Source organism: Mesorhizobium sp. CCNWLY176, from assembly GCF_037153935.1.
GTDB lineage: Bacteria > Pseudomonadota > Alphaproteobacteria > Rhizobiales > Rhizobiaceae > Mesorhizobium_M > Mesorhizobium_M zhangyense.
On record NZ_JBBBDZ010000018.1, the window covers coordinates 105490 to 128420 of the forward strand.

23 protein-coding genes are annotated in these 22931 nt (G+C 62.9%); 11 read left to right on the top strand and 12 right to left on the bottom strand.

All coding sequences use genetic code 11. The features are described from left to right. From WBQ96_RS24395 to WBQ96_RS24410, 4 genes are read right to left on the bottom strand one after another with little or no spacing between them, the layout of a single operon-like run. Positions 1-897, bottom strand: coding sequence for an NAD(P)/FAD-dependent oxidoreductase (locus WBQ96_RS24395; protein WP_336554498.1), 897 nt, complete (start codon positions 895-897; stop codon positions 1-3). Then, a complete protein-coding gene (locus WBQ96_RS24400; RefSeq protein ID WP_336554496.1) occupies positions 887-1336 on the bottom strand; it encodes an RrF2 family transcriptional regulator in 450 nt (149 codons plus the stop codon). Before WBQ96_RS24400 ends, WBQ96_RS24395 begins: the two co-directional genes overlap by 11 nt. Positions 1337-1394: 58 nt before the next feature. Beyond that, a complete protein-coding gene (locus WBQ96_RS24405) occupies positions 1395-2771 on the bottom strand; it encodes a sensor histidine kinase (protein ID WP_336554494.1) in 1377 nt (458 codons plus the stop codon). Continuing rightward, positions 2768-3442, bottom strand: a complete 675-nt coding sequence (locus WBQ96_RS24410) for a response regulator transcription factor (RefSeq protein ID WP_165120536.1) — start codon at positions 3440-3442, stop codon at positions 2768-2770. Before WBQ96_RS24410 ends, WBQ96_RS24405 begins: the two co-directional genes overlap by 4 nt. 317 nt (positions 3443-3759) lie before the next feature. Here WBQ96_RS24410 and WBQ96_RS24415 point away from each other — a divergent pair, with 317 nt between their 5' ends. From WBQ96_RS24415 to WBQ96_RS24455, 9 genes are all read left to right on the top strand, one after another. Continuing rightward, positions 3760-4359, top strand: a complete 600-nt coding sequence (locus WBQ96_RS24415; protein ID WP_337035936.1) for a class I SAM-dependent methyltransferase — start codon at positions 3760-3762, stop codon at positions 4357-4359. Beyond that, positions 4356-4994, top strand: a complete 639-nt coding sequence (locus WBQ96_RS24420) for a DedA family protein (protein ID WP_336554490.1) — start codon at positions 4356-4358, stop codon at positions 4992-4994. The genes WBQ96_RS24415 and WBQ96_RS24420 overlap by 4 nt, the downstream gene beginning before the upstream one ends. A gap of 43 nt (positions 4995-5037) precedes the next feature. Beyond that, positions 5038-5949, top strand: a complete 912-nt coding sequence (locus tag WBQ96_RS24425; RefSeq protein ID WP_336554489.1) for a LysR substrate-binding domain-containing protein — start codon at positions 5038-5040, stop codon at positions 5947-5949. A 125-nt stretch (positions 5950-6074) separates the two neighbouring features. Next, entirely contained in the window at positions 6075-7232 is a 1158-nt protein-coding gene (locus tag WBQ96_RS24430) for an ABC transporter substrate-binding protein (RefSeq protein ID WP_336554486.1), read from the top strand. A gap of 225 nt (positions 7233-7457) precedes the next feature. Then, on the top strand, positions 7458-8453 hold the full coding sequence (locus tag WBQ96_RS24435; RefSeq protein WP_336554483.1) for an ABC transporter ATP-binding protein: 996 nt from the start codon (positions 7458-7460) through the stop codon (positions 8451-8453). Then, a complete protein-coding gene (locus WBQ96_RS24440; RefSeq protein WP_336554481.1) occupies positions 8450-9418 on the top strand; it encodes an ABC transporter permease in 969 nt (322 codons plus the stop codon). The genes WBQ96_RS24435 and WBQ96_RS24440 overlap by 4 nt, the downstream gene beginning before the upstream one ends. A 194-nt stretch (positions 9419-9612) precedes the next feature. After that, entirely contained in the window at positions 9613-10428 is an 816-nt protein-coding gene (locus WBQ96_RS24445; RefSeq protein WP_336554478.1) for an ABC transporter permease, read from the top strand. Positions 10429-10448: 20 nt separating this feature from the next. Next, entirely contained in the window at positions 10449-11873 is a 1425-nt protein-coding gene (locus WBQ96_RS24450) for a gamma-aminobutyraldehyde dehydrogenase (protein WP_336554476.1), read from the top strand. A gap of 133 nt (positions 11874-12006) precedes the next feature. Beyond that, positions 12007-12855, top strand: a complete 849-nt coding sequence (locus WBQ96_RS24455) for a sugar phosphate isomerase/epimerase family protein (RefSeq protein ID WP_336554475.1) — start codon at positions 12007-12009, stop codon at positions 12853-12855. Between the two features lie 32 nt (positions 12856-12887). Here WBQ96_RS24455 and WBQ96_RS24460 read toward each other — a convergent pair whose 3' ends face one another. The 6 genes from WBQ96_RS24460 to WBQ96_RS24485 form a co-directional block, all read right to left on the bottom strand. Continuing rightward, positions 12888-13178 (bottom strand): formate dehydrogenase subunit delta, encoded by a 291-nt coding sequence (locus WBQ96_RS24460; protein ID WP_336554473.1) that lies wholly within the window; start codon positions 13176-13178, stop codon positions 12888-12890. Continuing rightward, positions 13168-13998, bottom strand: coding sequence for a formate dehydrogenase accessory sulfurtransferase FdhD (fdhD, locus tag WBQ96_RS24465; protein ID WP_336554471.1), 831 nt, complete (start codon positions 13996-13998; stop codon positions 13168-13170). The genes WBQ96_RS24460 and fdhD overlap by 11 nt, the downstream gene beginning before the upstream one ends. 3 nt (positions 13999-14001) lie before the next feature. Beyond that, the gene (gene fdhF / locus WBQ96_RS24470) at positions 14002-16878 is read right to left on the bottom strand and encodes a formate dehydrogenase subunit alpha (RefSeq protein ID WP_336554469.1); all 2877 of its coding nucleotides are present in this window, start codon (positions 16876-16878) and stop codon (positions 14002-14004) included. A gap of 12 nt (positions 16879-16890) precedes the next feature. Continuing rightward, positions 16891-18447 (bottom strand): formate dehydrogenase beta subunit, encoded by a 1557-nt coding sequence (locus tag WBQ96_RS24475; protein ID WP_165120547.1) that lies wholly within the window; start codon positions 18445-18447, stop codon positions 16891-16893. Further along, a complete protein-coding gene (locus tag WBQ96_RS24480) occupies positions 18444-18923 on the bottom strand; it encodes a formate dehydrogenase subunit gamma (RefSeq protein WP_336554465.1) in 480 nt (159 codons plus the stop codon). The genes WBQ96_RS24475 and WBQ96_RS24480 overlap by 4 nt, the downstream gene beginning before the upstream one ends. Positions 18924-19019: 96 nt before the next feature. Next, positions 19020-19916 carry a LysR family transcriptional regulator gene (locus WBQ96_RS24485; RefSeq protein ID WP_336554463.1) on the bottom strand — a complete coding sequence of 299 codons (897 nt, stop codon included), beginning with the start codon at positions 19914-19916 and terminating at the stop codon, positions 19020-19022. Positions 19917-20086: 170 nt separating this feature from the next. On the opposite strand from WBQ96_RS24485, the gene WBQ96_RS24490 reads away from it, so the two are divergent. Then, a complete protein-coding gene (locus WBQ96_RS24490) occupies positions 20087-21268 on the top strand; it encodes an Mrp/NBP35 family ATP-binding protein (RefSeq protein ID WP_336554461.1) in 1182 nt (393 codons plus the stop codon). Positions 21269-21461: 193 nt separating this feature from the next. Here the strand turns inward: WBQ96_RS24490 and WBQ96_RS24495 are convergent, their stop codons facing one another. Beyond that, a complete protein-coding gene (locus tag WBQ96_RS24495; RefSeq protein ID WP_336554459.1) occupies positions 21462-21758 on the bottom strand; it encodes a hypothetical protein in 297 nt (98 codons plus the stop codon). A gap of 103 nt (positions 21759-21861) precedes the next feature. Further along, positions 21862-22314: an SRPBCC family protein gene (locus WBQ96_RS24500; RefSeq protein ID WP_336554457.1), complete on the bottom strand. Its 453-nt coding sequence runs from the start codon at positions 22312-22314 to the stop codon at positions 21862-21864. 192 nt (positions 22315-22506) lie between these two features. On the opposite strand from WBQ96_RS24500, the gene WBQ96_RS24505 reads away from it, so the two are divergent. Next, on the top strand, positions 22507-22931 hold a 425-nt coding region (locus WBQ96_RS24505), incomplete at its 3' end, for a dihydroxy-acid dehydratase domain-containing protein (RefSeq protein ID WP_336554455.1).

Genomic DNA, 22931 nt, shown 5'->3' on the forward strand with positions numbered 1-22931 from the left:
TTATCCAAAGATGAGCGATTGGTGGGCCGCCACCCCGGCCCAGGTGCCATTGGCGACCGCAAAGGCCACATTGTGCGGCTCGCGCGCGGCATCGCCTGCGGCATAGACGCCGTGCACCGTCGTCTGCTGCCGCTCGTCGACCTTGATGACCGGCCCGAAGATACCATCGATGAATTCGCAGCCCAGCTGTTCGGCGAGCGGGCTCACCATACTGGTGCGCGGGGCGGTGAACAGCGCCTTGATCTTTCGCGTGCTGCCATCGTCAAGCCTGAGGAGGAGACCGCTGGCGGTGTCGCCCTCGACATGGATCACGCTGGCAGGCTCGACCACCACATTGCGTGCTTTCAACGCCTGCAATTGTTCCGCATTCGGCACGAAAACGCCGTTGGTGAACAACGTCACATCGCCCCAGTCGGCAATCATCTGCGCCTGATGAATGGCCATCGGGCCGGTTGCAAGAACCCCGAGCGTGCCGCCGGCTACTTCGTAACCGTGGCAATAGGGGCAGTGCAGCACCGTCTTGCCCCACTGCTCGGCAAGGCCGGGAATGTCCGGCAGTGTGTCGAGCACGCCGGTGGCCAGGATCAGCCGTGATGCTTCGAACGTTTCGCCGCTTCCGATCCCGACGCGAAAGCCTGAATCCGTCGCTTCCGCATTGTCTGCCATGCCATCGACGATTTCTGCCGTCGGATAGGCAAGAAGCTGCCTGAGCGCGTCTCCGAGTATTTCTGCCGGCGCTCGCCCATCCTGCCCAAGAAAACCGTGCGAATGCTCGGCGAAACGATTGCGCGGCAGGCCGGCGTCGATCACCAGAACCCGCCGCCGCGCCCGTGCGATCTGGGTGGCTGCGGCCAATCCGGCAAAGCTTCCGCCAACGATGATGATGTCATATGGCATGTTCGGTCACTCCAAGTGCGGCATAGCGGCGGCGGAAATCTGCGGCGATGTCGGCAAGCGTTACGCGGGCGAGCTTTTGCAGAAGCAGGCGCTCCGCCTCGGCGCGAAAGTCGTCGAGCACTGCAATCACCGCCTGCTCGACCAGGCAGCCGGGGCTTTCCGGCTCCGTACTGAAAGGCAGCAGCGTTTCGCCAAGTGCTGAGCAGATCTCGGCCAGCGAGATCGTCTCCGGTGCCCGCGCAAGCTGCCAGCCGCCGCCATGGCCGCGCGCCGAGGCGACGATGCCGGCTTCGCGCAGGCCCGCGATGGTGCGGCGCACGACGACCGGATTGGTGTGGATGAAGGAGGCGAGTTGCTCGGAGGTTTGAACGCCTTCCCGCGCCTCGGCCATGTGAACGAGGATGTGCAGGGTCGAGGAAAGTTTGCTGTTTCGTTTCATGTAACTTATTTAGTTACGAATCTGACCGTCGTCAATGGCCGTCGAAACACGCCGGTTTTCAAGCCTGGGCGGGAAGGGCGCTCGGCGAAAAGATCATGCGGAAGCAGGCGCCGACCCTGCTCGCCGCGGCCAGTTCGATATGCCCGTCGTGCAGTTCCATGATTTCCCGAACCAGTGTCAGGCCGAGACCCGCGCCGCGGTTTTGCGGGACGGAGCGATAGAAAGGCTCGAAGATACGCTCTCTTTCGTTCTCCGGCACGCCTGTGCCTTCGTCGGAAACCTCGATGATCGCGGGTGCCGACACGGCGACGCTGATCTTGCCGGAATTGCCGCCATGTTCGATCGCGTTCTGCACGAGGTTGGTCACGGCCCGCTCTACCGCAACGCTGTCACCGTGGATGAAGAGCGTCTTGGCAGATGGCTCGAATGTTATTTCGTAGCCGGCGGCGAACCCGATTGGCGCAAGGTCCATGACGACATTGCGCGCGATCTCGACCAGATCGATGGGCGAGAAACTCTTGGGCCGATGCTGGTCGAGACGGCGCAGGTCGAGAAGCTGGTCGGTCAGTGTTGCGAGTCTCGCCGTGTCCTGCAGCAGCCTCGCGCGTTCCGGCGTCGGCGGAAGCGAGGCGATGCGCGTGCTGAGGATGGCGACGGGCGTGCGCAGTTCATGGGCTGCGTCGGACAGGAAACGCTTGTGGCGCTCATAGCCGCTGTCCAGCCGCAACAAGGCGTCGTTGACGGCGTTGACCAGCGGAACGATTTCCTGCGGAATATCCTTCACCGGCAATTGCACGCCACGCTTGTGGATGTCGATGCGCTCGGCTTCGGCAGCGACAAGTCCAAGTCCCGAAAGCGCCCCGCGCACGACCCAGGGCGTGGCAAACAGGGTGGCCAGCCCCATCAGGCCGGTGATCGGCAGGATACCCTTGAGGAAGAAGTGCGGCGCTTCCATCAACAGGCGCAGAAGCGAAAGCTCGCCCTTTGTTCCGGTCATGATCTGGACATTGCCGGCAGCGGTATCCGTCCAGCGTATCCTGACCGCGGGTGGCGATCCCTCGCCAGGGGTTCTGTCGATGCGCGCGTCGCTGAGATTGTCGAGCAATGGCACGAACTGCCTGAATTCCGGCGGCACGGTGCCTTCCTCCAGTCTGTGTCCATCCTTGTCTCGGGCTATGAACCAGAGGTCAGGCACTTTTGACCGTAAATTGGTGAGTTCGTGCGTCTCCTTGAGCACAAGGTTGCCGTTCGCATCACGGTCCATGGCATCAACGAGGACATCCATCGTCCCGCCCTCATATTCATGCGGAATGGCGCCGGTAACGATCATGGCCGCGAATATGAGCAGGATGAACAGCGTCACCATCACGCCCTGCAACAGCGCGATGCGAAAAATGAGACGCCACTTCAGCGAATAATGACAGCGTTTGGTCATGGCGTCTCGCGCAGCAGATAGCCGACGCCGCGAATGCCGTTGATCGTCACGCCGCCTTCGGCATCCGCCAGCTTGCGGCGCAGGCGGGAGATGTGGGTGTCGAGTGCGTTGGACTGGATCTCGTCGTCCATGCCGAACACCGCTTCCATGAGCGAGGAGCGTTGAACCATGCGGCCGGTGCGCCGCATCAAGGTCTCCAGCACCAGCAATTCGCGCCGCGGCAAGGTCAGCGGCTCGCCACGAATGGAAGCCTCGCGATGCCCGACGTCAAAGGCGACGTGGCCGGCACGGAAGGTTTGTGCCTGCACGGTTGCCGGGCGGCGCAGCAAGGCCCGCAGGCGTGCCAGAAGCTCCTCGAAGGCAAAGGGTTTCGCCAGATAGTCGTCGGCACCGAGATCGAGGCCGGCGACCTTGTCTGCAAGGTCGCCAAGCGCGGTCAGAACGAGAACCGGCGTGGCATTCTTCTCGGCACGCAATTTCGACACCAGCGACAGGCCGTCTCCGTCCGGCAACCGCCGGTCGAGCAGGATCGCGTCATAGGTATCGATGGCGACGAAGCCTTCCGCCGCCTTGAGCGAACCGGCATGGTCCATGACCATGTCATGCCGCTTCAAAGCTGCGCGCAAAGCCGAAACCATCTCCGGCTCGTCTTCGACCAGTAATATGCGCATTCGACATCCTTGCGACGGCTAAACCCTGCCCGCTAGAGCATCGGACCGAAAAGTGGAATCCGGTTTTCGGAATATTCCGATGCTCCTTCAAAGTGTTAGATCGTCCTTTATGCGTCCGAGCGGACGCATGGCGATCTAATGCGCCAACATTGCAGAAACATTGCGAATTTGAAATGGCGACGCCGGCACCGGATTCCCAGCTTTTTTGGCGCACTATCGCGCCATGCAATGCCGGTGTAATCCAGTCGTCGCAAACAGCCCTCATTAAAGCTGGCGGTCGATTCGCCTTGCTGCCGACATGTGGATTGAGGGTCGATATGCCTGCGAGTGATACTTTGTCCTTTCTTATGGCCTGGGCTGCGGCGCCGTTGCAGGTCGCCTCGGTCACGCCGTCGAGCCCCAGCCTCGCGGCGCTGATGACGCGCGAGATAGACGCTGCGACCGGCCCTGTGCTGGAACTCGGTCCCGGCACCGGTCCGTTCACCCGGGCGCTGCTGGCGCGCGGGGTGAAGGAAGAGGACCTTACCCTGATCGAGGCAGGTGCCGACTTTGCCGGAATGCTTCGGCATCGCTTTCCCGAGGCGCGGGTCTTCGAGATGGATGCCGTGGGCTTGCGTCATCTGGCCCTGTTCGAGGGGCCGGTACTGGGTGCTGCCATCAGCGGACTGCCCTTCCTGTCGATACCGCCGCGAAAGACGCAGGCCATCCTCGAAGGCGTTTTTGCCAATCTTCGCCCCGGTGGGGCGCTCTATCAGTTCACCTATAGCTGGCGCTGCCCGATCGAGCAGACGATGCTTGACCATCTCGACCTCGAGGCGACCCGCGTCGGCCACACCTTTCGAAACTTCCCCCCGGCGACCGTCTACCGTATAAGCCGGATTGCGAACGCTAACAGATATGATTGGCGCATCGGATGATCGGACCTGTAGCGACGATGCTCGGCCTTGGGCTTCTCGGCGCCGGCGTTCTCGCCTTCACTGAAAAGATACTGCCCGTGCCGCCCTCGCATGTGCTGCTGCTGTTCCTCGGCATGACGGCAGCACCCGACAGCGAAACCCTCGCCACGCTGTTGCTGATCACCGCGCTCGGTTCCACAATCGGCTCGATGTTCTGGTACAGCATGGGCCGCTGGCTGGGGTCGGACCGGGCCGACAGGCTGGTGGACCGCTTCGGCAAATATGTCCTTCTGCCCAAGGCGACCTATCAGCGGCTGGCGCGGGCCTATCGCGGTAACCAGTTTCGCGTGACACTTCTGGCCCAGCTCGTGCCGACGGTGCGCATCTATCTCGCCATCCCCGCCGGTGCCTGGCGGCTCGCAGCCCTGCCTTTCCTTTCCGGCACATTCTGCGGCACTCTTGTCTGGAATGCCGCGTTCCTGAGTGCCGGCTATCTCATGCGCCATGCCGGTCAGGACCCGGTGACCATCGGCTTCCGCATCGTCGCGGTCGTCCTCGTGCTGGAGACGGCGTTCCTGGTCGCACTGCGCTACTGCCCTGTCGGCCGCATCCGCGCCTGGCAGCGTGCCGTGACATTTCGGCGAAGAGGACGCTGAGCGGCCTCTTCCCATTCCGCCACGGCGCGTGTTTATTCGCACCATGGCATTCACCATCAGGCAGTTGCAATTCTTCGTCGCGGTCGCCGAGCAGGGCACGGTTTCGGGCGCGGCCCAGAACCTTTCCATCTCGCAATCGGCAGTCACGGAAGCGATCAAGGATCTGGAGCGCGATCTCGGCGTCGAGCTTTTCGAGCGCCATCCGCGCGGGCTGAACATCACCCACAAGGGCCATCAGTTCCTGCGCCACGCCACCAAGATCCTGGCTGATGTCTACGACGCCCGCCGCACCTTTTCCGACGACAAGGAGCGCGCGACCGGCAGACTTCAGCTTGGCGTCACCTCGCTGGTCGCGGGCTACGTGCTGTCCGACCTGCTTGCCCGCTACCGCCGCGCCTTTCCCTCGATCGACGTTTCGGCCATCGAGGACAATGGCGACTATCTCGAGCACCTGCTGGTCGGTGGCGAATTGGATGTCGCGGTCATGGTCATCTCCAACCTGCGCGACCGCATGGCGCTGCAGGCCGAAATTCTCGAAGTCTCGCCCTATCGCCTGTGGCTGCCGCTCGGCCATCATCTGGCCAGCGCCGACATCATCGGCATCAACGACATCGTCAGCGAGCCGCTGATCATGCTCACCGTCGATGAAATCGAGGAAAACACCGGCAAGCTGCTGGTGGCGCTCGGCGCGCGCCCACATGTCGCCTTCCGCACGCGCTCCGTGGAAGCTGTGCGCAGCCTCGTCGCCACCGGTGCCGGGGTGGCGCTGCTGCCCGATCTCGTCTACCGGCCGTGGTCGCTGGAAGGCGACCGAATCGAATCGCGCGATATCTCCGGTTCGCTGCCCGTCGTCCAGGTCGGCATGGTCTGGCGGCGCGGCTCCAGCCTGCCGCAGGCAGCGCGCGATTTCATCGGCGTGGCCCAGTCGCAGCGGCAAACACGGCAAAGACCGTAACCTATCGGAAAAACCGATAACGACTTTCTGATAAATCCGTTTGCGAATGCTCCGGATTCAGATCACCTTTCATTTCAGGGATCAACGTCGCCACCCAGAGCGGCCCCTTCAAATGGGAGAAAGTCATGAAATCTTTTCTGAAGACATGCACCGCTCTGACGATGGCGCTGAGCTTTTCCGGCCAGGCCATGGCGCAGGAGATGCTGAAGGAAATCGGCAAGGGCGAAGGCCAGGTCAACATCATTGCCTGGCCGGGCTATATCGAGCGCGGCGAAACCGACAAGGCCTATGACTGGGTCTCGGACTTCGAGAAATCGTCCGGCTGCAAGGTCAACGTCAAGACCGCCGCCACTTCCGACGAAATGGTCGCGCTGATGAACGAGGGTGGCTTCGATCTCGTCACCGCCTCAGGCGACGCCTCGCTTCGTCTGGTCGCCGGCAAGCGCGTGCAGCCGGTCAATGTCGATCTCATCAAGAGCTGGGGAACCGTCGACGAGCGTCTGCAGAACGCACCCTGGTTCACCGTCGACAAGGTGCATTACGGCGTGCCCTACCAGTGGGGCCCGAACGTTCTGATGTACAACACCGACGTTTTCAAGGAAGCGCCGAAGAGCTGGAACGTCGTCTTCGAGGCGATGGATTTTCCCGACGGCAAGCCCAACAAGGGCCGCGTCCAGGCCTATGACGGGCCGATCCACATCGCCGACGCTGCCAACTACCTGATGGCGCACAAGCCAGATCTCGGCATCAAGGATCCCTACGAACTCAACGAGGACCAGTACAAGGCGGCGCTCGACTTGCTGCGCGTCCAGCGCACGCTGGCCGGCCGTTACTGGCACGACGCCATGATCCAGATCGACGACTTCAAGAACGAAGGCGTCGTCGCCTCGGGCTCGTGGCCGTTCCAGGTCAATCTGCTGAAAGCGGAAAAGCAGCCGATCGCCTCGACCATTCCAGAAGAGGGCGCCACCGGCTGGGCCGACACGACCATGCTGCATGTCGATGCCGCCAACCCGAACTGCGCCTATATGTGGATGGAGCATTCGCTCTCGCCCAAGGTGCAGGGCGATCTCGCCGCCTGGTTCGGCTCCAACCCGGCCGTGCCCGCTGCCTGCAAGGGCAATGAACTGCTGACCGATGAAGGCTGCAAGACCAACGGCTTCGAGGACTTCGCCAAGATCAAGTTCTGGAAAACGCCCGTCGCCAAATGCGCCAGCCAGGGCGAGTGCGTGCCCTATTATCGCTGGGTGTCGGACTATATCGGCGTGATCGGCGGGCGGTGAGTTATTGGTCCGAAGCGTGGCCTGGATAGGCTGCGCTTCGGCCAACACCCCTCATCCGACCTCCCCCGGAACAAGTCCGGGCTCGGCCACCTTCTCCCACAAGGGGAGAAGGAAGCGCGCCTGACCTTCTCCCCTTGTGGGAGAAGGTGGATCGGCGCGTAGCGCCGAGACGGATGAGGGGTGTTGGCCGAAATACACTGTCAGAAATTGGTAATCCACAATCCCATGACCACAGCCGTCTCTTTCGAAAAAGTCTCCCGCCACTTCGGCGCCGTGCGCGCCGTCGATGCGGTCGACCTCGACATCCGGCCCGGTGAGTTCTTCGCCATGCTGGGGCCGTCGGGTTCGGGCAAGACCACCTGCCTGCGGCTGATCGCCGGTTTCGAGCAGCCGACGGCAGGTTCCATTTCCATCTTCGGCGAGCGTGCCGAGGGCGTCCCGCCCTATCGCCGCAACGTCAACACGGTGTTTCAGGACTACGCGCTGTTCCCGCATCTCAATGTGCTCGACAACGTCGCCTACGGGCTGATGGTCAAGGGCGTCGGCCGCACTGAGCGCGCCAAACAGGCAGAAGACGCGCTCAAGCTTGTGCAGCTTCCAGGCTATGGTGCGCGCCGCCCGAGCCAGCTTTCCGGCGGCCAGCGTCAGCGCGTGGCGCTGGCGCGTGCGCTGGTCAACAAGCCGCGCGTTCTGCTGCTCGATGAGCCGCTCGGCGCGCTCGATCTCAAGCTGCGCGAAAACATGCAGGAGGAGCTGAAGCTGCTCCAGCGCGCGCTCGGCATCACCTTCGTCTTCGTCACGCATGATCAGGGCGAGGCACTGTCGATGGCCGACCGCGTCGCTGTCTTCAACGATGGCCGCATCATGCAGATCGGCACGCCGCAGGACATCTATGAGCGGCCGCAAACGCGTTTCGTCGCCGATTTCGTCGGCTCCTCCAACGTGCTGTCGCCGGATTTCGTCGCCCGCCATGGCGGCAAGCGCCGCTGGGCGAGCCTGCGGCCGGAAAAGATCAGGTTGGCCGAAAAGGCAGGACAGGGCGTTGCGGGCACCGTGCGTGCCCGCAGTTTCCTCGGCGCGACCAACCGGCTCACCGTCGATGCGGAAGGCACTCGCCTGCATGTCATAACGCAGGCCGGCCAGCCGGTGCCGGAAGACGGCGCGGATGTCTCGCTCGTCTGGCTGCCGGCCGATCTTCACCTGATGGACGAGCCGGCATGAGGACCGAGGCTGTCATGCCTGCCGGTTCCGCGCCGGTCATCCTGCCCAGCCGCGGCGGCATTGCCGGCGCGCTGTCGGACATTTTCTGGCGCAGGCCGAAACTGCTTCTGTTCCTGATGCTGACGCCGCCGCTGCTGTGGCTCGGCATCGTCTATCTCGGCTCGCTGTTTGCGCTGCTGTTGCAGAGCTTCTTTTCGATCGATGATTTTTCCGGGCTCATCAACCGCGAATTCACGCTGAAGACCTATGGCGAGCTGCTGCGCCCGGCCAATTTCGACATCATCGTCCGCACGGTTACCATGGCCGCCTGCGTCACGCTGGCCTCGGCGGTCGTTGCCTTTCCCATTGGCTATTTCGCAGCCCGTTATGCCCGCGGCAAATGGAAGGCGTTGTTCTATCTCGGGATCATGCTGCCGCTGTGGTCCAGCTATCTGGTCAAGATCTATGCCTGGAAGCTTATCCTCGCCAAAGAAGGCATCCTCACATGGCTGTTCGCCAAGCTGCATCTGTCGTGGCTGCTCGATGCCTGGCTGTCGTTGCCCTATGTCGGCGGAAATTCGCTGTCGGTTTCCTTCACCGGCACCTTCATCGTCTTCGTCTATGTCTGGCTGCCCTTCATGATCCTGCCGATACAGGCGGCCCTCGAGCGCGTGCCGGGCAATCTGGTCGAAGCCTCCTCCGATCTCGGCGCGACGCCCGGCCAGACCTTCAGCAACGTGCTGTTTCCGCTGGCCCTGCCGGGCATCGTCGCCGGCTCCATCTTCACCTTCTCGCTGACGCTGGGCGACTACATCATCCCGCAGATCATCGGCACGTCGCGCCTGTTCATCGGGCAGGCCGTCTATGCCCAGCAGGGCACGGCGGGCAACATTCCGCTGGCAGCGGCCTTCACCGTGGTCCCGGTCGTGATCATGGGGATCTATCTCTGGGCGGCCAAGCGCATGGGGGCGTTCGATGCGCTTTAGTTCTTCGGAGAAGACCCCCACCCCTAACCCCTCCCCACAAGGGGGAGGGGGATATCTCATGCATTCATTCTTGCCGAATTTTTCTTTGTCTGAGTGTGTCCCTGCCGAGGGCGAGGTGGAAAGATTCCCCTCCCCCTTGTGGGGAGGGGTTAGGGGTGGGGGTAAATACGTCAGCGTAAGTGCGCGAGGTTCCCATGCGCTCTGATCGCCATCAATCCGCACCCCTCGGGCTCAAGATCGCCGCTGCCGCAGGCCTCCTGTTCCTGCACCTGCCAATCCTGCTGATCTTCGTCTATGCCTTCACGACGGAGGAAAAGAGCTATCAGTGGCCGCCGCCGGGCCTCACCACGCAATGGCTCGCTGTCGCCTGGAACCGGCCTGACGTGTGGTCCGCCCTCGGCTTGTCGGTGAAGGTCGCGGCGGTGTCGACGGCGATTGCGCTGGTGCTTGGCACTCTGTGCGCGGCAGCAGTCAGCCAGACGAAATTCTTCGGCCGCGAGGTGATTTCACTGCTGGTCATTCTGCCGATCGCGCTGCCCGGCATCATCACCGGCATCGCCCTTCGCTCGGCTTTCAGCCTCGCCGAAATCCCGTTCTCGTTCTGGACGATCATTCTTGGCCACGCCACCTTCTGCGTCGTCGTTGTCTACAACAATGCGGTCGCCCGCTTCCGCCGCACCTCCGGTTCGCTGATCGAAGCCTCGATGGACCTCGGCGCCGATGGCTTCCAGACCTTCCGCCATGTCGTGCTGCCCAATATCGGCACCGCACTGCTGGCCGGTGGCATGCTCGCCTTCGCGCTGTCTTTCGACGAGGTCATCGTCACCACCTTCACCGCCGGCCAGCAGCAGACGCTGCCGATCTGGATGCTGGAGGAACTGGTGCGCCCGCGCCAGCGCCCGGTCACCAATGTCGTCGCCATGGTCGTCGTGCTGGTGACGTTCCTGCCCATCCTTGCCGCCTATTACCTGACCCGCGACGGCGACCAGGTCGCCGGTTCGGGCAAATAAGTTCAAAAAGGGAGAAACCCATGGACACCGAGATGCTGATCGGTTCGCGCTTCGAAAAGGGCACCGAGACGGAGGAGCCGATCCTCAACCCCAAGACCGGCCAGATCATCCTCAACCTGCCGGAGGCGAGCCAGTCGCAGATCGAGGCCGCCGTTACCGCCGCTGAAAAGGCCTTCGTCGGCTGGTCGCGCACCACGCCGGCGCAGCGCTCCGGCTATCTCCTGAAGATTGCCGATCGCATCGAGGCCGAGGCGGAAGGTTTTGCCAAGCTTGAGGCGCTGAATTGCGGCAAGCCGATCAACGCCGTGCTCAACGACGAAATCCCGGCCATCGTCGATTGCTACCGCTTCTTTGCCGGTGCGGTGCGTTCGATGCCGGGCGTGGTTGCGGGTGAATATCTGCCCGGCCACACGTCGATGGTGCGGCGCGACCCGATAGGCATCGTCGCCTCCATCGCGCCGTGGAACTACCCGCTGATGATGATGGCGTGGAAGCTCGCCCCGGCTATCGGCGGCGGCAACACGGTGGTGTTCAAGCCGTCTGAACAGACGCCGTTGACGGCGCTGAAGCTGGCGAAGATCATGGCTGAAATCCTGCCCGAGGGCGTGGTCAATGTCGTGCTTGGGCGCGGCGAAAGTGTCGGCAACGCGCTGATCAACCACCCCAAGATCAACATGATCTCCATTACCGGCGACGTCGCCACCGGCAAGAAGGTGCTGCAGGCGGCTGCCAAATCGGTCAAGCGCACGCATCTGGAGCTTGGCGGGAAAGCGCCGGTCATCGTCTTCGACGACGCCGATCTGGACGCGGTGGTGAACGGCCTGCGCGCCTTTGGCTATTATAACGCGGGGCAGGACTGCACCGCCGCATGCCGCATCTATGCCGGCAAGAAGATCTATGACAAGCTGGTCGCCGACCTGTCATCAGCCGTCTCGACCATAAAGTTCAACCAGCCGGACGACACCGAGAACGAGATAGGCCCGCTCATCTCCAGCCGCCAGCGCGACCGCGTTGCCAGCTTCGTCGAGCGCGCCTCGGAGCTGAAGCATGTCGAGATCACCACCGGCGGCAAGCCGGGCGAGGGCGGCGGCTTCTTTTACCAGCCGACCGTGGTTGCCGGCGCCTTGCAGGAAGACGAGATCGTGCGCCGCGAAGTGTTCGGGCCGGTCGTCTCCGTCACCCGCTTCTCCGACGCCGACGAAGCCGTCAACTGGGCCAATGATTCCGACTACGGCCTTGCTTCATCCGTCTGGACCAAGGACGTCTCGCGCGCCATGTCGACCGCCGCACGGCTGCAATATGGCTGCACCTGGATCAACACGCACTTCATGCTCACAAACGAGATGCCGCATGGCGGGTTGAAGCAATCCGGCTACGGCAAGGACATGTCGCTTTATGCGCTGGAGGATTACACGGCGGTGCGCCACGTCATGATCGCGCACTAAGCGGCCACCGAACTTCTGCCCTGGAGCCCGGTTCGCCGGGCTCTCTTTTTGTCTTGCCTATCTGGTCCTACCAGATTTTCCCCGCTAGATTGCCGTTGAACTGCCAGCAGAGCGGCCATCGGAGGGGACAAAAATGAAAATCGGCTTCTGCATGTTCCTGTGGACCACCAATGTCACAGGAAAGCACCAAAAACTGCTGCGCGACATCAAGGCGACCGGATATGACGGCGTCGAAATCCCGGTCTTCGAAGGCACGCCCGACGACTACAGGCGGCTGGGCGAAATGCTCGACCGCATCGGCCTTGAGCGCACCGCCGTGTCGGCCATGGGCGATCCGGCGATGAACCTGATCTCACCCAGCGCTGCCACCCGCAAGGCAGGCGTGAAATACATGAAATGGGCGATCGATTGCGCCGAGGCATTGGGCGCGAAGACGCTGAGCGGCCCGCTTCATTCAACACTTGGCCAGTTTTCCGGCATCGGCCCGACCGTTGCCGAGAAGAAACGCTCGGTCGCCTCGCAGCACGCCATCGGCGACCATGCCGGGCAGCATGGCGTCACCATCGGGCTCGAGGCGCTGAACCGCTTCGAATGCTATCTCTTGAACACGATGGCTGATCTCTCGGCCCATATCGACGAGATCGGGCACCCGAACATCCGCGCCATGTACGACACCTTCCACGCCAATATCGAGGAAGCCGACCCGATTGGCGCCTATACCAAGCACGTCCGCAACATCGCCCACATCCATATTTCGGAAAACGATCGCGGTGTGCCGGGACGCGGCAACATCCCGTGGAAGAAGACGTTTTCCGCGATCAAGGAGAGTGGTTACGACGGCTGGCTCACCATCGAGGCTTTCGGGCGCGGGCTGCAGGATCTGGCGGCTGCGACAAAAGTCTGGCGTGATTTCGCCGAAAGCCCGGAAGCGGTCTATCGCGAGGGATACGCCCACATCCGGAAAGGCTGGAAGCGGGCATAGGACTACGGCCTCGGTGGGCGGTCAGCCGACCCTCAGCCGCTGACGTCAGCGTTTGCCTCCGCGGCCTGCTCCGGCGTCACAGGATCGGCCGGTCGCCTGATCTTTTCCGATGCCGCGATCACCAGTTCGTCCAGCCCTTCGCCGCCATTGTCGATGACTTCGAACAGATGCCGGCGCATGCGCGGTTCCCAGAACTTGTTGATGTGTTCGGCGGTGCCGGCCAGGCCTTCTTCGCGCGGCTTGGAATGGAAGAACGTCGCGATCTGGTTGGCCATGCGGATGATCTTGTCGCGCGTGCTGGCCCTGTGTTCGTCAAGCGACATGTCTGGCTGCTCCGGAAATTACGCGGTCTGGATGGGTGAAAATGTCGAAATCGTCGCCGCGGACCAGCGCCACCAGCGTCATGCCGGCTTCGTCGGCGGTACGGATCGCAAGGGCGGTCGGCGCGGACACGGCGATGATGAAGCGCGCGCCGATCGCCGCCGTCTTCTGCACCATTTCCACCGACACGCGTGAGGTGACGACGACCGCGCCGGAAGAACCGTCTATGCCCTTGTGGGCGAGCGCGCCGGCGAGCTTGTCGAGCGCGTTGTGGCGACCGACATCCTCGCGCGCCTTGATAATGCCCTTGCCCGGTACGTAGAAACCGGCGGCGTGCACCGCGCCGGTCTCAGCGTGCATCGGCTGCACCTTGGAAAGCAGCTTCACGGACTGGACGATATCATTCTCGCTGAGCGTAAGCGGCGACGCACCGACCTGATCGACCGAGCGCATCGCCTCCTCGATCGATTCGATGCCGCATAGCCCGCAGCCCACCGGCCCGGCCAGCCGCCTGCGCCGCGCCTGGAAGCGCGTATTGGCCTTGTCCTTGAGCCGGATCTGGATGTCGATGCCGGCGCCCTGGTCCTCGACCTCGATGGCCTCGATCTCGTCAATCGACGAGATGATGCCTTCGGTGAGCGAAAACCCCAGCGCGAAATCCTCAAAATCCGCCGGGCTCGCCATCATCACCGCATGTGTGGTGCCGGCGAAAGAAAACGCCACCGGCGTTTCCTCCGGCACCATGCGGTTGGCCGCAGCCGTTCCCGCCGCGCGCCGGGCGAGGCGGGAGGTCTGGGTGATGGGTTTGCGGGCCGCAGCCACTACCTACTCCGCCGCTTCCAGTGTCGCAATCTTGCGCGAGCGCTGCGACAGGTCCTCATACTCCTCCTGCCACTCGGACGGGCCGTTGGACGGCGCGACCTGAACGGCGGTGACCTTGTATTCGGGGCAGTTGGTCGCCCAGTCGGAGAAGTCGGTGGTGATGACGTTGGCCTGCGTGTCGGGGTGGTGGAAGGTCGTGTAGACGACACCCGGCGACACGCGGTCGGTGATCAGCGCGCGCAAGGTCGTCTCGCCCGCCCGGCTTTGCAGGCGCACCCAGTCGCCGTCGCGAATGCCGCGGTTCTCGGCGTCGTGAGGATGGACTTCCAGCCGGTCTTCCGAATGCCAGACGATATTTTCGGTACGCCGCGTCTGCGCGCCGACATTGTATTGCGACAGGATGCGGCCGGTGGTGAGCAGCAGCGGGAAGCGCGGGCCGGTCTTTTCGTCCGTCGCCACATATTCGGTGCGGATGAACTTGCCCTTGCCGCGCACGAAATGGTCGATATGCATGATCGGCGTGCCTTCCGGTGCCGCCTCGTTGCACGGCCACTGCACGGAACCCATCTTGTCGAGATAGTCGTAGGAAACCTTGGCGAAGCTCGGCGTCGTCTGCGCGATCTCGTCCATGATTTCCGACGGGTGCTGGTAGTTCCAGTTCAGGCCCATCGCCTGGGCAAGCTTCTGCGTCACTTCCCAGTCGGCAAAGCCGTTCTTCGGTGCCATCACCTTGCGCACGCGGTTGATGCGGCGTTCGGCATTGGTGAAGGTGCCGTCCTTCTCGAGGAAGGTCGAGCCCGGCAGGAAGACATGGGCGTAGCGCGCCGTCTCGTTCAGGAACAGGTCATGCACCACCACGCATTCCATGGCGGCGAGGCCGGCCGACACATGCTTGGTGTCCGGGTCGGACTGGAGAATGTCCTCGCCCTGGATGTAGATGCCCTTGAAGGTGCCTTCAACAGCCGCGTCCAGCATGTTGGGGATGCGCAGGCCCGGCTCGTTGTCGAGCTTCACGCCCCACAGGCTCTCATAGATGTCGCGCACGGCGTCGCCCGAGATGTGGCGATAGCCCGGCAGTTCGTGCGGGAACGAGCCCATGTCGCACGAGCCCTGCACGTTGTTCTGGCCGCGCAGCGGGTTCACGCCGACGCCGCGCCGGCCGATATTGCCGGTCAGCATGGCGAGGTTGGCGATGGCGATGACGGTGGTCGAGCCCTGGCTGTGTTCGGTCACGCCGAGGCCATAGTAAATCGCGCCGTTGCCGCCCGTCGCATAGAGCCGGGCCGCCTCGCGGATTTTCTCTGCCGGCACGCCCGACAGCTTTTCCACTTGCTCCGGGCTGTGGCGTTCGTCGGAGACGAAGCCGGCGTAGTCCTCGAATTCCGACCAGTCGCAGCGTTCGCGAATGAACTGCTCGTCGAACAGCCCTTCCGTGACGATGACATGCGCCAGCGAGGTGACCACGGCGACATTGGTGCCGGGCTTCAGCGGCAGGTGATAGTCAGCCTTGGCGTGGACAGAATCCACCGTCTCGGTGATGCGCGGATCGAGCACGATCAGCTTGGCGCCCTGGCGGATGCGCTTCTTCATGCGTGAGGCAAAGACCGGGTGTGCGGCCGAAGGGTTGGCGCCGATCACCATGATCACGTCGGAATCCTCGACCGAGTCGAAATCCTGCGTGCCGGCGGAGGTGCCGTAGGTCTGGCCGAGGCCGTAGCCGGTCGGCGAATGGCAGACGCGGGCGCAAGTATCGACATTGTTGTTGAGGAAGCCCTGACGGATCAGCTTCTGGACGAGATAGGTTTCCTCGTTGGTGCAGCGCGACGAGGTGATGCCGCCGATTGCCGTGCGGCCATACTGGTACTGGAGGCGGCGGAATTCGTTGGCGGTGTGGGTCAGCGCCTCTTCCCACGACACTTCGCGCCACGGGTCGGTGATCTTTTCGCGGATCATCGGGTTGAGGATGCGCTCCTTGTGCGTGGCATAGCCATAGGCGAAGCGGCCCTTGACGCAGCTATGGCCGCGATTGGCCTTGCCGTCCTTGTAGGGCACCATGCGCACCAGTTCGTCGCCGCGCATTTCGGCCTTGAAAGAGCAGCCGACGCCGCAATAGGCGCAGGTGGTGACGACCGAGTGTTCCGGCTGGCCGATCTGGATGACGCTCTTTTCCGTCAGCGTCGCGGTCGGGCAGGCCTGCACGCAGGCGCCGCAGGAAACGCATTCCGAATCGATGAAGGGCTGGTGCATGCCGGGCGACACGCGGCTGCCGAAGCCGCGGCCTTCGATGGTCAGGGCGAAGGTGCCCTGCACTTCCTCGCAGGCGCGTACGCAGCGCGAGCAGACGATGCATTTCGACGGGTCATAGGTGAAGTACGGGTTGGATTCGTCCTTCGCCATCCATTTGAAGTTTTCCGCGCCGTCCATCTTCTTGAAGACGTGGTTGTCGCCTTCGTAGCCATAGCGCACGTCGCGCAGGCCGACGACGCCGGCCTGCGTCTGCAATTCGCAGTCGCCGTTTGCAGCACAAGTCAGGCAGTCGAGCGGATGGTCGGAGATGTAAAGCTCCATCACGCCACGGCGGATGTCTTTCAGGCGGCCGGTCTGGGTATGAACCACCATGCCGGGCGCCACAGGCGTCGTGCAGGAAGAGGGCGTGCCGTTGCGGCCCTCGATCTCCACCAGGCAGAGGCGGCAGGAGCCGAAGGCGTCGACCATGTCGGTGGCGCAAAGCTTCGGAATGGCAATTCCCGCCTCCATCGAGGCGCGCATGATCGAGGTGCCTTCCGGCACGGTCACGGTGAAGCCGTCGACGGACAGCGTGATCTGCTTTTCCGCTTTCGAGGCCGGGGTGCCGTAGTCGATTTCGTGGACGAGACCCATGATCCTGTCTCCTTATTCGGCTGCTTGAGCGACCGGCGTCGGCCGGAAATCTTCGGGGAAGTGGTTGATCGCGCTCATCACCGGGTAGGGCGTGAAGCCGCCCAGGGCGCAGAGCGAACCGAACTTCATCGTGTTGCAGAGGTCTGTGACCAGCGCGAGGTTCTTCTCGGGCTCGATGTTGTGCGCGATCTTGTCGATGGTCTCGACGCCGCGTGTCGAGCCGATACGGCAGGGCGTGCACTTGCCGCAGCTTTCAATCGCGCAGAATTCCATGGCGAAGCGCGCCTGCTTCAGCATGTCGGCGGTGTCGTCGAAAACGGTGATGCCGGCGTGGCCGATCAGCCCGTCTCGTGCCGCGAAGGCTTCATAGTCGAACGGCGTGTCGAACAGCGAGCGCGGGAAATAGGCACCCAGCGGCCCGCCGACCTGCACCGCCTTGACCGGGCGTCCGGTAACCGTGCCGCCGCCGATCTCGTCGACGATCTCGCCCAGCGTCAGGCCGAAGGCCGCCTCGAACAACCCGCCATGCTTGGCGTTGCCGGCAATCTGGATCGGGATCGTGCCGCGCGAGCGGCCCATGCCGAAATCCTTATAGTGCTGCGCGCCGCGATCCATCACGATCGGCACGGAGGCTAGCGAAATCACATTGTTGATGACGGTTGGCTTGCCGAACAGGCCCTGGATCGCCGGCAGCGGCGGCTTGGCGCGCACGATGCCGCGCTTGCCTTCCAGGCTGTTGAGCAGCGAGGTTTCCTCGCCGCAGACATAAGCACCCGCGCCGACGCGAATTTCCATGTCGAAGGCGTTGGGCGAACCCATCACATTGACGCCGAGCACGCCGGCCTTGCGCGCCACCTCGACGGCCTTCTGCATCGTCGCCACCGCATGCGGATATTCCGAGCGGATGTAGACGAAGCCCTTGGTCGCACCCGTCGCGATGCCGGCAATCGTCATGCCTTCGATCAGCACGAAGGGGTCGCCCTCCATGATCATGCGGTCGGCGAAGGTCGCAGAGTCACCCTCGTCGGCGTTGCAGACGATATATTTGCGGTCGGCGGTCGTATCGAGAACGGTCTTCCACTTGATGCCGGTCGGGAAGCCGGCACCGCCGCGTCCACGCAGGCCGGAGTCGGTGACCTGCTTGACGACGTCGGCGGGCGTCATCGCGATTGCGTTCTCCAGGCCCTTCAGGCCGCCATGGGTCCTGTAGTCTTCCAGCGACAGCGGGTCGGTGATGCCGCAGCGCGCGAAGGTGAGGCGGGTCTGCTTGGCAAGAAACGGGATTTTCTCAGGATCGCCGAGCGAAAGCTTGTGCTCGCCACCGGAGGTCAGCCCGGCGTCGAACAGCGAGGCAACATCCTTGGCCGTAACCGGGCCATAGGCGACGCGGCCGGCATCGGTCGCCACTTCCACCATCGGCTCCAGCCAATAGAGGCCGCGCGAACCGTTGCGCACGATTTTTGCGTCCAGCCCGCGCGTTTCGATTTCCTGCGCGACCGCTTTGGCGACCTTTTCGGCGCCGAGCGCCAGCGCGCCGGAATCGCGGGGTATGTAGATAGTGACCGTCACGAGCGTACCTCCTGAACGATCTCTTCAATCTTGTCGGCGTCGAGCCTGCCGATCACTTCGCCGTCGAGCATGGCGGCGGGCGCGCAGGCACAGAGGCCGAGGCAATAGACCGGTTCCAGTGTAACCGAATTGTCCTTCGCCGTCTCGTGGAAGCCTATTCCCAGCGCCTGGCTGATCTGGGCTGCAATGGCATCGCCGCCCATCGACTGGCAGGCTTCCGCGCGGCACACCTTCAAAACGTGGCGACCGGCCGGATGGTTGCGATAGTCGTGATAGAAAGTGACGACACCGTGAACCTCGGCGTTGCTGATGTTCAGCGCCTTGGCGATGATCGGCAGCGTTTCGGCCGGCACATGGCCGAACTCTTCCTGGATCTCATGCAGAATAGGCAGGAGGGGGCCTTCGAGCGCCTTCATCTCGTCAATAATCGCCGTCGCCCGCGACGCGATCTGGGTACTTGCAGCCTGCATGGACATGCAGCGCCCTCCCTATGTATTTCCTCACTTTAGAACTAATCAAAACGGAAAAGCTCAATCAAGAGAGCTCTTTCGTTGAACGATAGGAAATTTCTATCAAAGAAGGGAAAGATCGGCAGCCAGTATCCGCGCCTGGTGCAGCAGCGCCGAAACCAGCGGCGTGTGCGGCTCGCGATGCGCCGCAACCAGCCCGACGAGATGGCTGGCGTCCGGCTCGACGATGGGAATGGCGCGGATCGGCTCGGCGAAGCCGAAGGTTTCGGCAAGGTTGAGCGGCATGATCGAAGACCATTTTCCCGTTCGGATATGCGAAAACAGCACGATCATCGAGTTCGATTCCAGCGTCGGATGAGCTTCCGCGCCGGCCTCGCCGAGATGCTGGTTGATGATGCGCCGGTTCTGCATGTCAGGGGTCAGCAGGCACAGCGGCAGGGCGGACACCTCCGCCCATGTCACGGTCTCGCTGTCGGAAAACGGGTTACCGGCGGCGGTGATGAGCTGATAGCGCTCCGAATAGAGCGGCACGGTCGCCACGCGCCCAAGCGGCTCATTGTCGAGATAGCTGATGCCGACATCGATCTCGAAGTTTTCGAGAAGCGTCAGCACTTCGATCGAGGTGCGCGACAGGATCGAGAAAGTCACGCCCGGGTGCTTTTCGCGAAACGGCGTGGTCAGGCGCGGCGTCATGGCAAGAGCGGTCGGGATCGCCGCGATCCGCACATGGCCGGCAAGGCCGTGGCGGGCGGCGCGCATTTCCTCGCGCATCGTGCGGGCATCGCCGACGATGCGCCGCGCCCATTCCAGCACGCGGCTTCCCTCCGGCGTCAGCCCCTGGAAGCGCGAGCCGCGCTGCACCAGCATCACGCCCAGCGCTTCTTCCAGCTGCTTGATGCCGGCCGAGAGCGTCGGCTGCGTCACGCCGCATTCTTCCGCCGCACGGCCGAAATGCTGTTGCTTGGCGAGGGCTATGAAGAATTCCAGCTTGTCGATCATTTCATGTCGCTGTCAGGCGACCGGCGGGTGCCGGTCAAATGTTGTTTGCGCAAGGTCCGGGAAAATCACCGTCCATGCAAGCTGCCATTGTCGCAGACATTCACTGGCTTCTTGGTGTTCTGGCCGAACTGCATTATCTGAAACGCGACTAAGGACCGAAAAGGGCTGCCATGACCACTGTCACCAAGGAAATCGTTCTCGAACGGCTGAAGACGGTCAATGGCCCGGATTTTTCCGGCGATATCGTCAGTCTCGGCCTGGTTTCCGAGATTTTCATCGCCGACCAGAAGGTTTTCTTCTCCATCACCGTGCCGGCTGCACGCGCCAAGGAGATGGAGCCATTGCGCGCCGCAGCCGAACGGGTGGTGCGCGCCATTCCCGGCGTTACCGGCGCCGTGGTCGCGCTGACCGCCGAGAAAAAGGGCGGCGGCATGGAAGCGCCGCCGCCGCCGGCGCGTCCGGCTGCACCCCGTCCTGCTCCTGCCGCTCCCGCCGCGCCCCGGCCCGCACCGCATGCGCCCGCCGGCCATCAGCCCGGAAAGCGCGGCGTGCCGGGCATCGAGGCGATCATCGCGGTCGCGTCCGGCAAGGGCGGCGTCGGCAAATCCACCACCGCCATCAATATCGCGCTCGGCCTTGCCGCCAATGGGCTGAAGGTCGGCGTGCTCGACGCCGACATCTACGGCCCGTCGATGCCGAAGCTGCTCGATCTCCACGGCCGGCCGCAGACCGTCGACGGCAAGATCCTGAAGCCGATGGAAAAATACGGCCTCAAGGTCATGTCCATGGGCTTCCTCGTCGATGAGGAAACGCCGATGATCTGGCGTGGGCCGATGGTCATGTCGGCGCTCACGCAAATGCTGCGTGAGGTCGAGTGGGGTCCGCTCGACGTGCTCGTGGTCGACATGCCGCCCGGAACCGGCGACGCGCAACTCACCATGGCCCAGCAGGTGCCGCTGGCCGGGGCGGTCATCGTCTCGACGCCGCAGGATCTGGCGCTGATCGATGCCCGCAAGGGCTTGAACATGTTCAAGAAGGTCGACGTGCCGCTGCTCGGCATCGTCGAAAATATGAGCTATTTCATCGCCCCCGACACCGGCAAGCGCTACGACATCTTTGGCCACGGCGGCGCCAGGAAGGAAGCCGAGCGCCTCGGCGTCACCTTCCTTGGCGAAGTGCCGCTGCAGATGGAAATCCGCGAAACATCGGACGCCGGCACGCCGGTCGTGGTGTCGAAGCCAGAGGGACCGGAAGCGAAGATCTATCGCGCCATCGCCTCGAAGGTCTGGGAACGGGTCAATGAGGAACGCGGGGCGGCGGAAGCTGCCGTGCCGAGCATCGTGTTCGAGTAGCGCATCGACCCCCACTCCGATCCGCTTCGCGGACCACCTCTCCCCCGTTCGACGGGGGAGAGGAAAGGCGCGAGCCGACAAAGCTTGACGCCCTTCCTCTCCCTCCGGAGGGGGGAGAGGTGGCGCCGCGAAGCGGCGACGGAGTGGGGGAAGACGCTACGCGCTCAGCAGCGCAGCCTGCAAAATCACCCTCTCAGTCAGTTTCCATCTGGCAGCTGGGACCGACCCATTTACCCGTGGAAACATCCACATGGTTGTTCGAATCCATCGGGCTGCAAACCGGATAACGATCGTCGCCTTGCCGTTGCGTGCTCAACATCCTGTCGTGGTCGATATCGGTATTGGCGGAGTCGGGATTGGCAGCCTGCTGGTCTTGCTGCTGCGACTGCGGGGCTGCTGGCTGTTGATCCGGTTGTTGATCTTGCGCACTGACACAACCGGCTATTGCCAGCAAAAGAAAGCCCATTGCCGACAGGACGATAACTCTCATGTTTCACCTCACGAAGAAGAGACAATCAGGCTACGTCCAGCCGCACAAGGCTCAAAAATAGTCCGTCAGTTCACAAAGTTGACAACCTTGCCATAACGAACTGTTACCCGGCGCTCACTTTCTCATTGAAACTCGAGAAGAATTGCCCGGCCAGCTTCTTCGACGTCGAGGTGATCAATCGACTGCCAAGCTGTGCGATCTTGCCGCCGACATCGGCCTTGGCCTCATATTTGAGAAGGGTGGAGTTCGCGCCATCCTCGGTCAGCGTCACATCCGCGCCGCCCTTGGCAAAGCCGGCGATGCCGCCCTTGCCTTCGCCCTGAATGGTGTAGGAGTGCGGCGGCTTCAGGTTCTTCAGAGTGACCTCGCCGGCGAATGTCGCCTTGATGGGCCCGATCTTCAGCACCACGGTTGCTGCCATGTCGGTCGGCGTCTTCATTTCCAGGCTTTGGCAGCCCGGAATGCATTCCTTGAGAACCGCCGGGTCGTTCAGCGCTTCCCACACTTTCTGCACGGGTGCCGCGATGTGTTCCTCGCCTTCGATAATCAGGGCCATGACGTCCTCCGACTGATTGCTTCATGAGGCGTAGCGAACCCGGCAGGTCTTGTCCATCGCACCAAAGTGTTGGGGGCTGCCACGCACACTCATGCGCTTCTCCTCAAGCCTGCGGCCCGGAACGCCCAAAGTGCCCCTTGCGAGCGTTCCCGCCTTGTCATAACCATTCAGCACCAAATTCGGGAGAACCTCATGGCCGGCGCAAAAACAACAAAAAAATTCCGCTCGCAGGAGTGGTTCGACAATCCCGACAATCCGGGCATGACCGCGCTCTATCTCGAGCGCTACCTGAATTACGGCCTGACGCGCGAGGAACTGCAATCGGGCAAACCGCTGATCGGCATCGCCCAGACCGGGTCGGACCTGTCACCCTGCAACCGCCATCACATCGAGCTCGCCAAGCGGGTGCGCGAAGGCATCGTGGCAGCCGGTGGCGTCGCCTTCGAGTTTCCCTGTCATCCGATCCAGGAGACGGGCAAGCGCCCGACCGCATCGCTTGATCGCAACCTTGCCTATCTCTCGCTGGTCGAGGTGCTCTACGGCTATCCGCTCGACGGCGTGGTGCTGACCATTGGCTGCGACAAGACCACCCCGGCCATGCTGATGGCCGCCGCCAC

What these genes read in the sequence shown, in the direction of transcription:
- WBQ96_RS24395 (WP_336554498.1), bottom strand. Translation starts at nt 897, where the DNA reads ATGCCATATGACATCATCATCGTTGGCGGAAGCTTTGCCGGATTGGCC.
- WBQ96_RS24400 (WP_336554496.1), bottom strand. Translation starts at nt 1,336, where the DNA reads ATGAAACGAAACAGCAAACTTTCCTCGACCCTGCACATCCTCGTTCAC.
- WBQ96_RS24405 (WP_336554494.1), bottom strand. Translation starts at nt 2,771, where the DNA reads ATGACCAAACGCTGTCATTATTCGCTGAAGTGGCGTCTCATTTTTCGC.
- WBQ96_RS24410 (WP_165120536.1), bottom strand. Translation starts at nt 3,442, where the DNA reads ATGCGCATATTACTGGTCGAAGACGAGCCGGAGATGGTTTCGGCTTTG.
- WBQ96_RS24415 (WP_337035936.1), top strand. Translation starts at nt 3,760, where the DNA reads ATGCCTGCGAGTGATACTTTGTCCTTTCTTATGGCCTGGGCTGCGGCG.
- WBQ96_RS24420 (WP_336554490.1), top strand. Translation starts at nt 4,356, where the DNA reads ATGATCGGACCTGTAGCGACGATGCTCGGCCTTGGGCTTCTCGGCGCC.
- WBQ96_RS24425 (WP_336554489.1), top strand. Translation starts at nt 5,038, where the DNA reads ATGGCATTCACCATCAGGCAGTTGCAATTCTTCGTCGCGGTCGCCGAG.
- WBQ96_RS24430 (WP_336554486.1), top strand. Translation starts at nt 6,075, where the DNA reads ATGAAATCTTTTCTGAAGACATGCACCGCTCTGACGATGGCGCTGAGC.
- WBQ96_RS24435 (WP_336554483.1), top strand. Translation starts at nt 7,458, where the DNA reads ATGACCACAGCCGTCTCTTTCGAAAAAGTCTCCCGCCACTTCGGCGCC.
- WBQ96_RS24440 (WP_336554481.1), top strand. Translation starts at nt 8,450, where the DNA reads ATGAGGACCGAGGCTGTCATGCCTGCCGGTTCCGCGCCGGTCATCCTG.
- WBQ96_RS24445 (WP_336554478.1), top strand. Translation starts at nt 9,613, where the DNA reads ATGCGCTCTGATCGCCATCAATCCGCACCCCTCGGGCTCAAGATCGCC.
- WBQ96_RS24450 (WP_336554476.1), top strand. Translation starts at nt 10,449, where the DNA reads ATGGACACCGAGATGCTGATCGGTTCGCGCTTCGAAAAGGGCACCGAG.
- WBQ96_RS24455 (WP_336554475.1), top strand. Translation starts at nt 12,007, where the DNA reads ATGAAAATCGGCTTCTGCATGTTCCTGTGGACCACCAATGTCACAGGA.
- WBQ96_RS24460 (WP_336554473.1), bottom strand. Translation starts at nt 13,178, where the DNA reads ATGTCGCTTGACGAACACAGGGCCAGCACGCGCGACAAGATCATCCGC.
- fdhF (WP_336554469.1), bottom strand. Translation starts at nt 16,878, where the DNA reads ATGGGTCTCGTCCACGAAATCGACTACGGCACCCCGGCCTCGAAAGCG.
- WBQ96_RS24480 (WP_336554465.1), bottom strand. Translation starts at nt 18,923, where the DNA reads ATGTCCATGCAGGCTGCAAGTACCCAGATCGCGTCGCGGGCGACGGCG.
- WBQ96_RS24485 (WP_336554463.1), bottom strand. Translation starts at nt 19,916, where the DNA reads ATGATCGACAAGCTGGAATTCTTCATAGCCCTCGCCAAGCAACAGCAT.
- WBQ96_RS24490 (WP_336554461.1), top strand. Translation starts at nt 20,087, where the DNA reads ATGACCACTGTCACCAAGGAAATCGTTCTCGAACGGCTGAAGACGGTC.
- WBQ96_RS24495 (WP_336554459.1), bottom strand. Translation starts at nt 21,758, where the DNA reads ATGAGAGTTATCGTCCTGTCGGCAATGGGCTTTCTTTTGCTGGCAATA.
- WBQ96_RS24500 (WP_336554457.1), bottom strand. Translation starts at nt 22,314, where the DNA reads ATGGCCCTGATTATCGAAGGCGAGGAACACATCGCGGCACCCGTGCAG.